We start from the raw sequence: 13,522 nt of genomic DNA, 5'->3' as shown, positions 1-13,522 counted from the left end.
TTGATGTTCGACAGCGTCCTGGTCGCCAACCGCGGCGAGATCGCCGTCCGCGTGTTCCGCACGCTGCGGCGGCTCGGCGTCCGCTCCGTCGCGGTCCACACCGACGCCGACGCGGGAGCGCGCCATGTGCGGGAGGCCGACGAGGCCCTGCGGATCCCGTCGTACCTGGACATCGCCGCGGTGATCGGGGCGGCCCGCGCGTCCGGGGCGGCGGCCGTCCACCCGGGGTACGGGTTCCTGGCGGAGAACACGGCGTTCGCGCGGGCGTGCGGCGAGGCGGGGCTGGTGTTCATCGGCCCGCCGCCCGAGGCGATCGACGCGATGGGCGACAAGATCCGCGCGAAGCGGACCGTGGCGGCGGCCGGCGTCCCGGTCGTCCCCGGCCGGGACGAAGCGGGCCTCTCGGACGCCGAGCTGGCGGCGGCCGCGCTGGAGGTCGGGCTGCCGGTGCTGCTCAAGCCGTCGGCGGGCGGGGGCGGGAAGGGCATGCGGCTCGTCCGGGACGCGGCGGAGCTGCCGGAGGCGATCGCGTCCGCCCGCCGCGAGGCGCGCGGCTCGTTCGGCGACGACACGCTGCTCGCCGAGCGGTTCGTGGCGAACCCCCGGCACATCGAGATCCAGGTCTTCGCGGACGCGCACGGGCACGCCGTCCACCTCGGCGAGCGCGAGTGCAGCCTGCAGCGCCGGCACCAGAAGATCATCGAGGAGGCGCCGTCGCCGCTGCTGGACGAGGCGTCCCGCGCGCGGATGGGCGCCGCGGCCGTCGCCGCCGCGCAGGCCGTCGGGTACGTCGGCGCGGGGACGGTCGAGTACATCGTCTCCGCCGACCGCCCGGACGAGTTCTTCTTCATGGAGATGAACACCCGGCTCCAGGTCGAGCACCCGGTCACCGAGCTGGTCACCGGCCTCGACCTGGTGGAGCTCCAGCTCCGGGTCGCGACGGGCGAGCCGCTGCCGTTCACCCAGGACGAGGTGGCGCTGGACGGCCACTCCATCGAGGCCCGCGTCTACGCCGAGGACCCGGCGCGCGGCTTCCTACCCACGGGCGGGCGCGTGCTGGCGCTGCGCGAACCCGACGGCGTCCGCGTCGACTCGGGGCTGGACACCGGCACCGAGGTCGGCGGCTCCTACGACCCGATGCTGGCCAAGGTGATCGTCCACGGCGCCGACCGGGCCGAGGCCCTGCACCGCCTCGACCGGGCGCTCGCCGCCTACACGCTGCTGGGCGTCCCGACGAACACGGCGTTCCTGCGGGCACTGCTGCGGCACCCCTCGGTGGTGTCCGGCGACCTGGACACGGGCCTGGTCGAGCGCGCCCTGGACGACCTGGCCCCGGGCGGCGCCGTCCCGCCGGAGGTGCTCGCCGCCGCCGCGCTGGAACGGATGCGGGCCCTTGAATCGGGCGCGGGCGACATCGAGGACCCGTGGGACATCCCGGACGGCTGGCGGCCCGGCGCGCACGCCTGGGCACCGTGGATCATCACGCCGTCCGGCGGCGACCCGGTCGAGGTCCGCGTCCAGGGCCGGGCCGCGTCCGCCCGCGTCGCGATCGGCGGCGGCGAACCGGTCGCGGCCGCGCTGACCGGCCCGTTCGTCCTGACCTACGGTGGAAGGACGACCTCGTTCGAGGCGGCCCGCGACGGCGGCACGCTGTGGCTCGGCCGCGGCGGGCACGCGTGGGCGCTGAGCGAGCACGTCCGCGCCGAGGGCGGCGCCGCGGCGGCCGCCGCCGGCGACGGGGTGCTGCGCAGCCCGATGCCGGGGACGGTCCTGGCCGTCAAGGCGGCCGAGGGCGACCCGGTCGAGGCCGGGCAGCCGCTCGTGGTCGTCGAGGCGATGAAGATGGAGCACACCGTCACCGCGCCGCTCGCCGGCGTGGTGGCGCAACTACCGGTCCGCGCGGGCGCGCAGGTCGCGCTGGACGCGGTACTGGCCGTGATCGAGGAGACCCGATGAGCGTATCCCTGGCCGGACTGCCCGAGCGGGTCACGATCTACGAGGTCGGGCCGCGGGACGGGCTGCAGAACGAGAAGGCGGTCGTCCCGGTCGGCGTCAAGTCGGAGTTCGTGACCCGGCTGGCGGACGCGGGCCTCCGGACGATCGAGACGACCAGCTTCGTGCACCCGAAGTGGGTGCCGCAGCTCGCCGACGCCGAGCAGCTCCTGGACATCCTGCCGCGCTCGCCGCGGCTGCGCTATCCGGTGCTCGTCCCGAACGAGCGGGGCCTGGAGCGGGCGCTGTCCAACGGCGTCACCGAGATCGCCGTGTTCGGCAGCGCGACCGAGACGTTCGCCCGCCGCAACCTCAACCGCACGGTGGACGAGTCCCTCGCGATGTTCGCCCCGGTCGTGGACCGCGCGCGCGCCGAGGGCCTCTGGGTGCGCGCCTACGTCTCGATGGTGTGCGGCGATCCGTGGGAGGGCGACGTCCCCGTCTCGCAGGTGGTGTCCGTCGCGTCCCGGCTGATGGACATGGGCTGCTCCCAGCTCAGCCTCGGCGACACGATCGGCGTCGGCACGCCCGGCCGGGTCACCGCCCTGATCGGGGCGCTCGTCGAGGCGGGCATCGGCACCGAGCGGCTCGCCGTCCACTTCCACGACACCTACGGGCAGGCGCTCGCCAACACCCTCGCCGCGCTCCAGGCGGGCGTCACCGTCGTGGACGCGTCGGCGGGCGGTCTCGGCGGCTGCCCCTACGCCGAGAGCGCCACCGGCAACCTGCCCACCGAGGACCTCGTCTGGATGCTGCACGGACTCGGCATCGACACCGGCGTCGACCTCGCGAAACTCGTGTCCACCAGCCGCTGGATGGCCGGGCGCCTGGGCCGTCCGAGCCCGTCCCGCGTCGTCCAGGCCCTCTCCCCGGAATCGGAGTAAGACCATGATCGACTTCACGTTGAGCGACGAGCAGGAGGAACTGCGGCGCACGGTCGAGCGGTTCGCCCGCGAGAGCGTCGCCCCCGTGATCGGGGACCTGTACGAGCGCGGCGAGTTCCCGTACGAGATCGTCGCCGCGATGGGGAAGATGGGGCTGTTCGGGCTGCCGTTCCCCGAGGAGCACGGCGGCATGGGCGGCGACTACTTCACGCTGTGCCTCGCCCTGGAGGAACTCGCCCGCGTCGACTCGTCGGTGGCGATCACGCTGGAGGCGGGCGTCTCGCTGGGCGCGATGCCGGTCTACCGCTTCGGCTCGGCGGAGCAGAAGGAGCGCTGGCTGCCGCTGCTCACCTCCGGCGAGCGGCTGGCCGGGTTCGGGCTGACCGAGCCGGGCGGCGGCTCCGACGTCCCCGGCGGCATGCGCACCACCGCCCGGCTGGACGGCGACTCCTGGGTGATCAACGGGTCGAAGGCGTTCATCACCAACTCCGGCACCGACATCACCGCGTTCGTCACCGTCACGGCGTTCACCGGCGAGAACGAGATCTCCACGATCCTCGTCCCGAACGGCACACCCGGCTTCACGGTCGGGCGCAAGTACTCGAAGGTCGGCTGGTCGTCGTCCGACACGCGCGAGCTGTCCTTCGACGACGTGCGGGTCCCCGCCGAGAACCTGGTCGGGGAGCGCGGCCGGGGCTACGCGCAGTTCCTCCGCATCCTGGACGAGGGCCGCATCGCGATCGCCGCGCTGTCGGTCGGCCTCGCCCAGGGCTGCGTGGACGAGTCGCTGCGCTACGCCCGGGAGCGGGAGGCGTTCGGCAAGGAGATCGGCCGCTACCAGGCCATGCAGTTCAAGATCGCCGACATGGAGACGCGGGCGCACACCGCCCGGCTCGCCTACTACGCGGCGGCCGCGAAGATGCTGCGCGGCGAGCAGTTCAAGAAGGAGGCCGCGATCGCCAAGCTGGTCGCCTCCAACGCCGCCATGGACAACGCCCGCGACGCCACCCAGGTCTTCGGCGGCTACGGCTTCATGAACGAGTACGCCGTCGGCCGCTTCTACCGCGACGCCAAGATCCTCGAAGTGGGCGAGGGCACCTCGGAGGTGCAGCGCATGCTGATCGCCCGCGCGCTCGGCCTGCCGCCGTCCTGACCCGCGGCGCCGCCCGCCCCGCGAGCGCGGGACGGGCGGCGGCCGTGCCGCGCCGTCAGCCGATCTTCGAGAAGTCCAGCAGCGTGGTCCCGTCCTTGTTCGTGAGGAAGTACTGGGGGTTCTGCCGGTTCTTCGGGCCCCCGATCACCTCGTCGTGCCGCCGGATGCCGGTGTCGAGCACCGTGCCGTTCTGGACGTCGTACAGGATGTGGGTCTCCGTCTTGGGACCGTCCGGGTAGTACGGGAGGAACCGCCCGTAGACGACGCCGGCCCCCGGCGCGAGGACGTTGCCCTCCACGGGCAGCGTCCTGCCGGCCTTCCCGTCCCTGCGCTGCACGGCGATCGGCGGCATCTCGCCCTTGTAGCGGACGCCCGTCGCGGAGCCGCCGACGCACCAGGTCACCCCGCACGTCCAGGCCCCCTTGAACGGCGCGAGGCGGGCCCCGCGGCGCTCTCCGGTCCGCACGTTCTTGATGGTCCGGTAACGGACGTACCCGAGCTTGTCCCCGTGGGACGCCGGTGAGCCGATCCAGGGCCAGGACACGATCCCGAAGCCCTCGGTGCCGGGGATCTTCGCGGGCGCGCCACCCGTCAGCGGCGCCCTGTACACGCCGCCGCTCGCGGCCCAGACGATGTCGTCCCCGTCGACGAGCAGCGTGGACACCTCGGCCCCGGGCATCCCGGCGATCTTGTGCGCGGTGCCGCCGGCGACCGGCGCGCCCCAGATCTCGACCGTGTCGCGGCCGTCCGCCCGGTACGACAGCCACCAGACGACCTGGCCGCCGCCGACGGCGAAGTCCGACGCGAAGATCTTCGATCCGCCGGGGATCACGATGTTGGTGATCACCTTGGCCCTGCGCGCGCCGAGGTCGTAGGACCACAGCCGGTCCGGGCGCTGCAGGGACGATTCGGTCGCCCCGACCAGCACGTCGCCGTCCAGCAGCGCGACGGGCCGCAGGACGCTCCCGTTCGGCAGCCGGGCGGGGAGCTTCCGGACGGCGTCCGGCCACCGTTCGCGCACCTTGACCGCGTCGGCGAGGTCGGCCCGCGCCACCGGCTTCAGTGCGCCGGCCGCGGCGACCGGCACCGCGCCGTCACCGCTCCCGAGCTGCGTGCCGACCACGCCCGCCCCGCCGAGGACGACCGCGGTGCCGAGCGCGGCGGCCGACATCCTGCGGCGCCTCCTGCCGCGGCGCACGGCCTCCACCCGGTCCAGCAGCTCCGGCCGGACGGACGGCGCCTCCTGCGCAGCGGTCGCCAGCGTGCCGCGCAGCGCGCGGTCCAGATCATCGGTCACTGTGCCCTCCCACCATGTGCTCTCCCACCGTCTGCGCGGCGGCCGGACGCCAGTCCGCGCGAAGCTTGCCGAGTGCGCGGGCCGCCTGGCTGCGGACCGTCCCGCGCGAGATGCCGAGCATCCGGGCGATGTCCTCGTCCGGCAGGTCCTCGTAGTAGCGCAGGACCAGCACCGCCCGCTGCCGCCGGGGCAGCGTCGCCAGCGCCTCCCACAGCCGCGGGTCGTGCTCGGCGCGCTCCAGCCCGCGGTCGTCGTAGTGCCGTTCCGGCACGCTGCCCATCAGGTGCTCGCGCCTGCGCCGGCGCCACATGCTGATGTGCTGCCGCGCCATGATCGTGCGGACGTACCCCTCGGGGTCGCGCTTGTTGAGCACCCGTCCCCAGGCGCCGCGCAACCTGATCAGTCCTTCCTGCAGCAGGTCGGCCGCGTCATCGGCATTGCCGGTGAGGACGAAGCCGTACCGCAGCAGAGCCTGCGCGCGGCTCGCCACGAACTCCTCGTACCCCACGCCGTCGTCGTCGTCCAAAGGCCCGTCCTTCCCATCGCCCCCAGGACGCCCGAGCCCCCGATTCTGTTGCACTCGGCCATCGCGCAGAGGGCGCGGTAGGGTCGGCGGATGCTGCTGCGTGCCTACGGGATCGCCCGGTCGCTGGTCATGTACTACGGGGTTCCGGGCAAGCACCGGCGCGCGATGCGGCTCTACGGCGAGTTCCTCGGACCCGGCGACGTGGCCTTCGACATCGGTGCGCACGTGGGCGGACGGGTGCGCGTGTGGCGGCATCTCGGGGCGCGCGTGGTCGCGGTCGAGCCGCAGCCCGACTGCCTGCGCGTGCTGCGGCTCCTCTACGGCCGCGACCGGGACGTCGCGATCGTGCCGGGCGCGGCGGGGGCCGAGCGGGGGAAGGCTCAGCTGGCCCTGTCCAGCGCCACTCCGACGGTGTCCTCGATGTCATCCGACTGGATCAGGTCGGTGACGGCGGACAGCAGCTTCGCCCGCGTCCGCTGGGACCGGTCGGCCGAGGTCGCGGTGACCACGCTGGACGACCTCATCGCGGCGCACGGCGTGCCGGCCTTCTGCAAGATCGACGTGGAGGGCTTCGAGGCGGACGTCCTCGCGGGCCTGACCCGGCCGGTTCCCGCGCTGTCGTTCGAGTACATCCCCTCGGCGCACGACGCGTCCCTGGAGGTGCTGCGCATCGTGGAGCGGCTCGGTCCGTACGAGTACAACTACTCGCCCGTCGAGACGATGCGGCTCGCGAGCCCCCGGTGGCTGGACGCCCCGGAGCTGCGGCGGCAACTGGAGCGCATCCGCCCGCGCGGCCGCTCCGGCGACGTCTACGCCCGGCTGCGCTCCGCCTGACCCGCCGCGCGACTCAGGCGGGGCCGGCGGGGAGCCAAGATCACGTCCGTCCGCGAGTACACCGATACGCAGCACGTGGAGCGTACGCTCTTCGCTCCCGGGTCGCGGTCACCGGACGACTCCCCCGATGACCGTCGACACCATCCTCTCGACGGCGTCGCGCTCCGGGCGTGGGCCGGAGCGGTCGGCGAACAGGAGGTGCGCGGCGCCGATCAGGGTCGGGGCGAGCGTCTCGACGTCGGCGCCGGGCGCGAGGCGGCCGAGGTCGCGCTCGGCGGTGAGATAGGACTCGATCACGCCCACCGCCTCCGTCAGGACGGGGACGCCGGCCGGCAGCGTCCGCCGGAGCAGGACGCGCAACTGGGTCCGGAAGGTGACCAGCGGGACGATCGCGACGGCGACCGAGTCGAACAGCGCCGTCAGCGCGTCGGTGAGGTTGCCGCCGACCGTCCCCGTCCCGGCGGACTCGCGCAGCGCGGCGGCCTGCGGGTCCATCCGGTCGACGCGGTCGAGGACGAAATCGGCGAGGAAGGCGTCGAAGTCGGCGAAGTGCCGGTGCAGGACGCCCTTGGCGACGCCCGCCTCGTCGGTGACCGCGCGGCTGGTCAGCGCGCTCGGTCCGTCCCGGAGCAGGATCCGCTCGGCGGCGTCGAACAGCTGCTCGCGGACGTCCCGGAGGGCCACCCCTGTCGGCACCGCGCATCCTCTCCCTGGACGAGTGGGCAAGCGCCCACTATGGTGGGCACATGCCCACTCTAGCGAACGAACCCGAACCCCATCAGGCCCGCGACGTGGCGGAGTCGTTCGGCGCGGACGCCGAACGCTACGACCGGACGCGGCCCGCGTATCCGGACGCGCTCGTCGCCCGGCTCGCCGCCGTCGGGCCCGACGTCCTGGACGTCGGATGCGGGACCGGCATCGCGGCCCGCCAGTTCCGGGCGGCCGGGTGCCGCGTCCTCGGCGTCGAGCCCGACGCCCGCATGGCCGAGCTGGCCGAGCGGGCCGGCGTCCCGGTCGAGGTGTCCACGATCGAGGACTGGGACCCGGCCGGCCGGACGTTCGACACGGTCGCCGCCGGGCAGGCGTGGCACTGGGTCGACCCGGTCGCGGGCGCGGCCACGGCGGCGCGGGCGCTGCGCCCCGGCGGGCGCCTGGCGGTGTTCTGGCACTCGTTCCGGCCTCCGCCCGAACTCGGGGACGCCATGGCCGCCGCCTACCGCCGGGCCATGCCCGGCTCGCCGCTCTTCCAGCGCCCGCTGCCCGGCCCGGAGGCGTACTCGCTGATGTGCGACAAGGCGTCCGACGGCATGCGGGAGGCGGGCGGCTTCGGCGAGCCGGAGGAGTGGCGGTTCCCCTGGGATCGCCGCTACACCCGCGACGAATGGCTGGAGCAGGTCCCGACCTTCGGCCTGCACTCGCGGGTCCCGGCGGACGGGCGGCAGCAGATCCTCGCCGACATCGGCGCCGCCATCGACGCGGCGGGCGGCGCGTTCACGATGGGCTACACCACGGTCGCCGCCACCGCGCTCCGCGAGTCGTGAACGACCGGGTCCGCGTGTGGTGCCTGCGCCATGCCGAGTCCGAGAACGTCACGAACGGCGTGGCGGGAGCCGTCCCGGCCGCGCCCCTCACGGCACGCGGCCGCCGGCAGGCCGCCGCCGCCGGGCACCTCCTCGCGGCCGAGCCGATCGTCCGCGTCTACTCCGGCCCGGCCGTCCGGGCACGGGAGACCGCCCGGCTGCTGGCCGCGCCGGGTGCCGGCGTCACGACACTCCCCGAACTCGCCGAGGTGGGGATCGGCGAGCACGAGGGATCGCGGGACGCGGCCGTCCGCGCCCGGACGGCGGAGGTCCTCCGCGCCTGGGTCGCCGAGCGGGACCTGGCGCAGCGGGTGGCGGACGGCGAGTCCGGGCAGGAGGTCGTCGCCCGCATGACGGCGGCGCTCCTGAGGATCGCCGCCGCCCACGCCGGGGAGACCGTCGCCCTGGTGGGCCACGTGGCAAGCCTCACCGTCGCCGTGAGCCGGCTGTGCGCCCTCGGCGCCGGGGTGTGGGGCACTCCCCTGCCGCACGCGCACCCTTTCCTCATCGAGCGACGCGGCGAAAGATGGACCTGCCCGGCCTGGCCGGTGACGCCCGGGCGTCCGCCGGGCTAGGGATGGCCCGCCACGGTCGGCCCGCGGCCTTTCCCTCCTTTCGGCCGGTCAGGCGGTGCCGAAGAGCGCGGCGAAGCGGCCGGTGAACAGGTCGATGCCCTTCTGCTCGACGACCATCGCGGTCGGCACGACGGTCGGGCCGCCGGGCGAGGGCAACTGGCCCACCCCTCCGCGCGGCCCCAGCGGCAGGAAGATCATCGGGTCGGGCACGGCCCGGTACACGGCCGCGGGCCGCTCGCCGCGCACCTGGGCGGTGATGTTCTCCGCCACGACCTCGGCGTGCCGCATCGCGGCTCCGGCCCGCTTGGCCTCGGGGACGTCGGTGATGTCGCCGACCGCGTAGACGTGGTCGTGCCCGCGGACGTTCAAGGACTCGGTGACGGGGACCAGCCCCCGGGCCGTGCGGGCCGTGCGGGCCGTGCGGGCCGTGAGCCGTCCGTCGGCCAGGTAGCCGCTGTTGATCCGCACCCCGTGGGCGCGGAACCAGATGTCGGCGGTGATCTCCTCGCCGCCGGTGGTGGTGGCGGTGAACGTCTCCGCCCGCCCCGGCTCGGTCGCGGGCGGCAGTGCCAGCCCGGTGCCCAGCCGGAGCCGGACGCCCATCGCGTCCAGCTGGTCGCGCAGATCCCGGCACATCTCGGGCTCGAAGCCGGGAAGCAGTTCTCCGGCCGGATCGACGATGGTCACCCGCTTGCCCGGCCACACGTCCTTGATCTCGCCGGCCAGCTCCAGGCCGACCGGCCCGGCGCCGGCGATCAGCACCCGGTCGGCGCCGGCCAGCTCCTTGTGCGTGCGGCGCAGATCGTCCAGCGCCTCGCCGGTCGAGTCGGCGCTGGGCTTCGCCGGATACGCGTAGCCGGAACCGGACGCGAGCACGAGGTAGTCCGCATCGACGCGCCGCCCGGAGGCCAGCGCGACACCGCCGGGATCCACCGAGACCGCGCGGTCGCGCAGCACCGTGCCCCGCGCGAGCAGGGTGCCGTAGGGGAAGAACATGTTCTCCGCCCAGTCGGGCCGGGTCAGCGCCCGCAACGACGCCGCCGCGTTGACGAACGCGTCCCGGGGATCGATCAGGACGACGTCGGCCTCCGCGTCCAGCGCCTTGGCGACCGCCGAGCCTCCGTACCCTCCGCCGATGACGGCGACCGTACGAGCCATGACTTCACGCTCCCCGCAAAGAAAGGTTGAGTTCGTACTACGAACATTATTAGTTCGTAGTACGAACCACAACCCCTCAGCGTCGCGGGAGCCGGGCGTCAGTGCTCGGGTGCACCCCCTTCGCCCGGTTCCGCGAAGACGACCGGGACCTTGTTGTCCAGCACGACGCGTCCGAGCAGGCCGGCGAGCATGTCCCGCTCTTCGGGGTCGAGCCCCGCGGGCAGCTCCTCGATCCGGCGGAAGGTCTCGGCGTAGAAATCGTCCGCGAGCTCCTTGCCCTGAGCGGTCAGCTCGACCCGCACCGCGCGCATGTCGTCCGGGTCCGGCTCGCGCTGGACCAGGCCGTTGCGTTCGGTGCGGTCCACCAGGCCGGTAAGACTCGATTTGGCCAGCCCGAGCATCCCGCCCAGCTCGCCCATTCCCCGCGGCCGCGCCATCAGCATGCACAGCAGCTGCCCCTGCTGCGACGTGATGCCGTACTCGCGCGCCGCCTTGGCATAGACGGCATTCACCAGGAAGGCGCCGCGCACCAGCGCCGACACGATCCCGAGCTGCCCGACTTCCCGCTCACCCACATCCCCACCCTACAGTTCGCCCAACGAACTACCAGGGGGCCGCCGGGCGGCGCGGGGGGGTGGACCGGGCATGCCGTGCGTCACAGTGCGGGGGGAACGGCGTCGAAGAGACATTTGTGTCTGCTAGACAGTGCCCCTTACACGTCCCGACCCACGACGGGTGAGACATGGAACCCCTGCATCCCGGAGATCCCCGGCGGATCGGCCCCTACGAGCTCGAAGCCCGGCTGGGCGCGGGCGGCATGGGGCAGGTGTTCCTCGGGGTCTCGCCGGGCGCCCGCCAGGTCGCCGTCAAGGTCATCCGCGCCGAGCACGCCGGGGACGAGCGGTTCCGCGCCCGGTTCGCCCGCGAGGTGGCGGCGGCCCGCCGGGTCGGCGGGTTCCACACCGCGCAGGTCGTGGACGCCGACCCCGAGGCCGCGTCGCCGTGGCTGGTCACCGCGTTCATCCCCGGCCCGTCCCTGCGGGAGGTCGTCGCCGAGCGCGGGCCGCTCGATCCCGGCGCGGTGCGGGCGCTCGCGTCCGGGCTGGCCGAGGGCCTCGCCGCGATCCACGCGTGCGGGCTCGTGCACCGCGACCTCAAGCCGGGCAACGTCATCATGGCGGCGGACGGCCCGCGCATCATCGACTTCGGCATCGCCCGCGCGGCCGACGCGACCGCGCTGACCAGCGCCGGAGCGGTCGTCGGCACCTACGCCTACATGTCGCCGGAGCAGGTGCTCGGCGACATGCCGGGGCCGTCCGGCGACGTGTTCTCGCTCGGCTGCGTGCTCGCCTGCGCCGCGACCGGGCGCGGCCCGTTCGACGCGGCGACCATCCCGGCGATCGTGCACCGCGTCCTGCACGAGGAGCCGGACCTGTCCGCGCTCCCGGACGACCTCCGCAACATGATCGCCGCCTGCCTCGCCAAGGACCCGGCCCGGCGGCCCGCCCTGGACGCGCTCATCACCGCACCGGAGAGCATCGGGCCGCCGCCGGACACCGTCCCGCCCGGCGACGAGGCCGGTACGCACGCCAACGCGACGCTCTCCGCGACCCGGCTGCGAGACGCCCCGGCGGCGGCCCCGGCGCCGGTCGGCCGCCGCGCGCTGCTGATCGGCGGGGCCGCGGCCGCGGTGGTCGCGGTGGGCGTGCCGGCGGCGTTCTTCCTGACCCGCGGGGAGGAGAAGCCGGCCGCCGCCGCGCCGCCCGCCCCGCCGCCCCGGCCGGACGGGCTGATCCCCCACAGCGGGTCGCTCAGCGCGCCGGACGTCAAGGCCCTCGACGAGGTCGCCGTCAGCCGCGACGGGCGGACGGTCGCCGCCGGGGGGCTCGACGCCACGATCACCCTGTGGGACGTCGCGACCGGGCGCGTCCTCCGCACGATCCGCAAGACGGGCTGGGTGGGCGCGCTCGCGTTCAGCCCGGACGGCGCGTCGCTGGCGAGTTCGTCCACCTCCTCTGGACAGTTGCTGGTCTGGGACGTGGCGACCGGGCGCCTCAAGGTGAACGTGCGGACCGGCGAGTTCGGTCTGAACGCGCTGGCCTACAGCCCGGACGGCCGCACGATCGCGGGCGCCAACCCCGACGCCCGGCTGTTCGACGCCGCCACCGGCCGCACCCGGGCGTCCTTCGACCTCGGCCACAGCGGCGTCAACGCGGTCGCCTTCAGCCCGGACGGCGGGACCGTCGCGGTCGGGGTCGACGGCTACTACAAGAAGCCGCCGGGCCGCACCGTCCAGCTCCTCGACGGCCGGACGCTCCGCCGCCGCGGCCGTCTCACCGGGCACACCGCGAACGTCACCGGCGTCGCGTTCAGCGCGGACGGCGGGCGCCTCGCCAGCTGCGGCACGGACTCGACGGTCCGGATCTGGGACGCCGCCGCGCGCCGCTCCGTGCGCGTCATCGACGCGGGCGAGGCGAAGGTGCGGGACGTGGAGATCTCCCCGGACGGCGGGTCCGTCCTCGGCGCCTGCTCCGACCGGACCGTCCGCGTCTGGAGCACCGCCACCGGCGCGCTCACCGCGACGCTCGTCGGGCACCCGCAGCCCGTCGCCAAGATAGCCCTCGCCTCCGGCGGCACGCTGGTCGCCGCCGTCGGCGGCTCCAAGCCGGACGGCACCGTCACGCTCTGGAAGGTCTGACCGGTGGATGCGCTGCGCGACGACGACCCCCGCGAGGTCGGCCCCTACCGCCTGCGCGGACGGCTCGGCGCGGGCGGCATGGGCGAGGTGTTCCTCGGGACGTCGCCGGGCGGCCGCGAGGTCGCGGTGAAGACCGTCCGCGCCGAGTACGCCGCCGACCCGGGGTTCCGCCGCCGGTTCGCCCGCGAGATCGAGGCCGCCCGCCGCGTCGGCGGGTTCCACACCGCGCAGGTCGTGGACGCCGACCCGGACGCCGCGTCGCCGTGGATGGCGACCGCGTTCATCCCGGGCCCGTCGCTGCGGCAGACCGTCCAGCGCCAGGGTCCCCTCGCCCCGGCCGCGGTGCGCGAACTGGGCGCCGGGCTGGCCGAGGGCCTCGCCGCCGTCCACGCGTGCGGGCTGGTGCACCGCGACCTCAAACCCGGCAACGTGATCATGAGCCCGGACGGCCCCCGGATCATCGACTTCGGCATCGCCCGCGCGGCCGGCGCGACCGCGCTGACCTCCACCGGAGCGGTCGTCGGCACGTTCTCGTTCATGTCGCCCGAGCAGGTGCGCGCCGACGCCGCCGGCCCGCCGAGCGACGTGTTCGCGCTCGGCTGCGTGCTCGCCTACGCCGCGCTCGGGCGCGGCCCGTTCGACGCGCCGACCGTCCCCGCCATCGTCCACAAGATCGTCGGCGCACCGCCCGACGTGGCCGGGCTCACCGACCCGGTGCTGCGCGACCTGATCCTCCGCTGCCTGGAGAAGGACCCGGCGCGGCGGCCGCCGGTCCCGGAGGTCCTCGCGGCGCTCAACGGCGCACCGCCGCGCCGCCTCCCCCGC

12 protein-coding genes and 1 pseudogene are annotated in these 13,522 nt (G+C 74.6%); 8 read left to right on the top strand and 5 right to left on the bottom strand.

Annotated elements, in window-relative coordinates; genetic code table 11:
- Positions 1-3 precede the first annotated feature (3 nt).
- From ABZ806_RS03430 to ABZ806_RS03420, 3 genes are read left to right on the top strand one after another with little or no spacing between them, the layout of a single operon-like run.
- Positions 4-1,956 carry an acetyl/propionyl/methylcrotonyl-CoA carboxylase subunit alpha gene (locus ABZ806_RS03430; RefSeq protein ID WP_500215028.1) on the top strand — a complete coding sequence of 651 codons (1,953 nt, stop codon included), beginning with the start codon at positions 4-6 and terminating at the stop codon, positions 1,954-1,956.
- Positions 1,953-2,876 carry a hydroxymethylglutaryl-CoA lyase gene (locus ABZ806_RS03425; protein WP_500215027.1) on the top strand — a complete coding sequence of 308 codons (924 nt, stop codon included), beginning with the start codon at positions 1,953-1,955 and terminating at the stop codon, positions 2,874-2,876. The genes ABZ806_RS03430 and ABZ806_RS03425 overlap by 4 nt, the downstream gene beginning before the upstream one ends.
- A 4-nt stretch (positions 2,877-2,880) precedes the next feature.
- Positions 2,881-4,029 carry an acyl-CoA dehydrogenase family protein gene (locus tag ABZ806_RS03420; RefSeq protein ID WP_500215026.1) on the top strand — a complete coding sequence of 383 codons (1,149 nt, stop codon included), beginning with the start codon at positions 2,881-2,883 and terminating at the stop codon, positions 4,027-4,029.
- Positions 4,030-4,084: 55 nt separating this feature from the next.
- Here ABZ806_RS03420 and ABZ806_RS03415 read toward each other — a convergent pair whose 3' ends face one another.
- Together ABZ806_RS03415 and ABZ806_RS03410 are read right to left on the bottom strand one after the other, a co-directional pair.
- A complete protein-coding gene (locus tag ABZ806_RS03415; RefSeq protein WP_500215025.1) occupies positions 4,085-5,326 on the bottom strand; it encodes a TolB-like translocation protein in 1,242 nt (413 codons plus the stop codon).
- On the bottom strand, positions 5,316-5,852 hold the full coding sequence (locus ABZ806_RS03410) for a SigE family RNA polymerase sigma factor (protein WP_500215024.1): 537 nt from the start codon (positions 5,850-5,852) through the stop codon (positions 5,316-5,318). Before ABZ806_RS03410 ends, ABZ806_RS03415 begins: the two co-directional genes overlap by 11 nt.
- A 90-nt stretch (positions 5,853-5,942) precedes the next feature.
- On the opposite strand from ABZ806_RS03410, the gene ABZ806_RS03405 reads away from it, so the two are divergent.
- Positions 5,943-6,686, top strand: coding sequence for an FkbM family methyltransferase (locus tag ABZ806_RS03405; protein ID WP_500215023.1), 744 nt, complete (start codon positions 5,943-5,945; stop codon positions 6,684-6,686).
- A 108-nt stretch (positions 6,687-6,794) separates the two neighbouring features.
- On the opposite strand, the gene ABZ806_RS03400 is transcribed toward ABZ806_RS03405, so the two are convergent.
- Positions 6,795-7,382, bottom strand: a complete 588-nt coding sequence (locus ABZ806_RS03400) for a TetR/AcrR family transcriptional regulator (protein ID WP_500215022.1) — start codon at positions 7,380-7,382, stop codon at positions 6,795-6,797.
- Between the two features lie 50 nt (positions 7,383-7,432).
- Here ABZ806_RS03400 and ABZ806_RS03395 point away from each other — a divergent pair, with 50 nt between their 5' ends.
- Positions 7,433-8,227, top strand: coding sequence for a class I SAM-dependent methyltransferase (locus ABZ806_RS03395; RefSeq protein ID WP_500215021.1), 795 nt, complete (start codon positions 7,433-7,435; stop codon positions 8,225-8,227).
- Complete coding sequence (locus ABZ806_RS03390) at positions 8,224-8,841, top strand: histidine phosphatase family protein (RefSeq protein WP_500215020.1); 618 nt, start codon at positions 8,224-8,226, stop codon at positions 8,839-8,841. The genes ABZ806_RS03395 and ABZ806_RS03390 overlap by 4 nt, the downstream gene beginning before the upstream one ends.
- A 48-nt stretch (positions 8,842-8,889) precedes the next feature.
- Here ABZ806_RS03390 and ABZ806_RS03385 read toward each other — a convergent pair whose 3' ends face one another.
- On the bottom strand, positions 8,890-9,999 hold the full coding sequence (locus tag ABZ806_RS03385) for an NAD(P)/FAD-dependent oxidoreductase (RefSeq protein WP_500215019.1): 1,110 nt from the start codon (positions 9,997-9,999) through the stop codon (positions 8,890-8,892).
- 98 nt (positions 10,000-10,097) lie between these two features.
- On the bottom strand, positions 10,098-10,574 hold the full coding sequence (locus tag ABZ806_RS03380; protein ID WP_500215018.1) for a MarR family winged helix-turn-helix transcriptional regulator: 477 nt from the start codon (positions 10,572-10,574) through the stop codon (positions 10,098-10,100).
- Positions 10,575-10,741: 167 nt separating this feature from the next.
- Between ABZ806_RS03380 and ABZ806_RS03375 the strand changes: the two genes are divergently transcribed.
- Positions 10,742-12,697 carry a WD40 repeat domain-containing serine/threonine protein kinase gene (locus tag ABZ806_RS03375; RefSeq protein WP_500215017.1) on the top strand — a complete coding sequence of 652 codons (1,956 nt, stop codon included), beginning with the start codon at positions 10,742-10,744 and terminating at the stop codon, positions 12,695-12,697.
- 78 nt (positions 12,698-12,775) lie between these two features.
- A pseudogene (locus ABZ806_RS03370) lies at positions 12,776-13,426 on the top strand (serine/threonine-protein kinase); the annotation flags it as partial.
- Between the last annotated feature and the right edge of the window lie 96 nt (positions 13,427-13,522).

The organism is Spirillospora sp. NPDC047418, from assembly GCF_040643275.1.
GTDB lineage: Bacteria > Actinomycetota > Actinomycetes > Streptosporangiales > Streptosporangiaceae > Spirillospora.
This window is presented reverse-complemented; position numbering and strand designations above follow the sequence as displayed.

Excerpts from the sequence above, each read along its gene's own strand:
- ABZ806_RS03430 (WP_500215028.1), top strand. The coding sequence starts at position 4 with ATGTTCGACAGCGTCCTGGTCGCCAACCGCGGCGAGATCGCCGTCCGC.
- ABZ806_RS03425 (WP_500215027.1), top strand. The coding sequence starts at position 1,953 with ATGAGCGTATCCCTGGCCGGACTGCCCGAGCGGGTCACGATCTACGAG.
- ABZ806_RS03420 (WP_500215026.1), top strand. The coding sequence starts at position 2,881 with ATGATCGACTTCACGTTGAGCGACGAGCAGGAGGAACTGCGGCGCACG.
- ABZ806_RS03405 (WP_500215023.1), top strand. The coding sequence starts at position 5,943 with ATGCTGCTGCGTGCCTACGGGATCGCCCGGTCGCTGGTCATGTACTAC.
- ABZ806_RS03395 (WP_500215021.1), top strand. The coding sequence starts at position 7,433 with ATGCCCACTCTAGCGAACGAACCCGAACCCCATCAGGCCCGCGACGTG.
- ABZ806_RS03385 (WP_500215019.1), bottom strand. The coding sequence starts at position 9,999 with ATGGCTCGTACGGTCGCCGTCATCGGCGGAGGGTACGGAGGCTCGGCG.
- ABZ806_RS03375 (WP_500215017.1), top strand. The coding sequence starts at position 10,742 with ATGGAACCCCTGCATCCCGGAGATCCCCGGCGGATCGGCCCCTACGAG.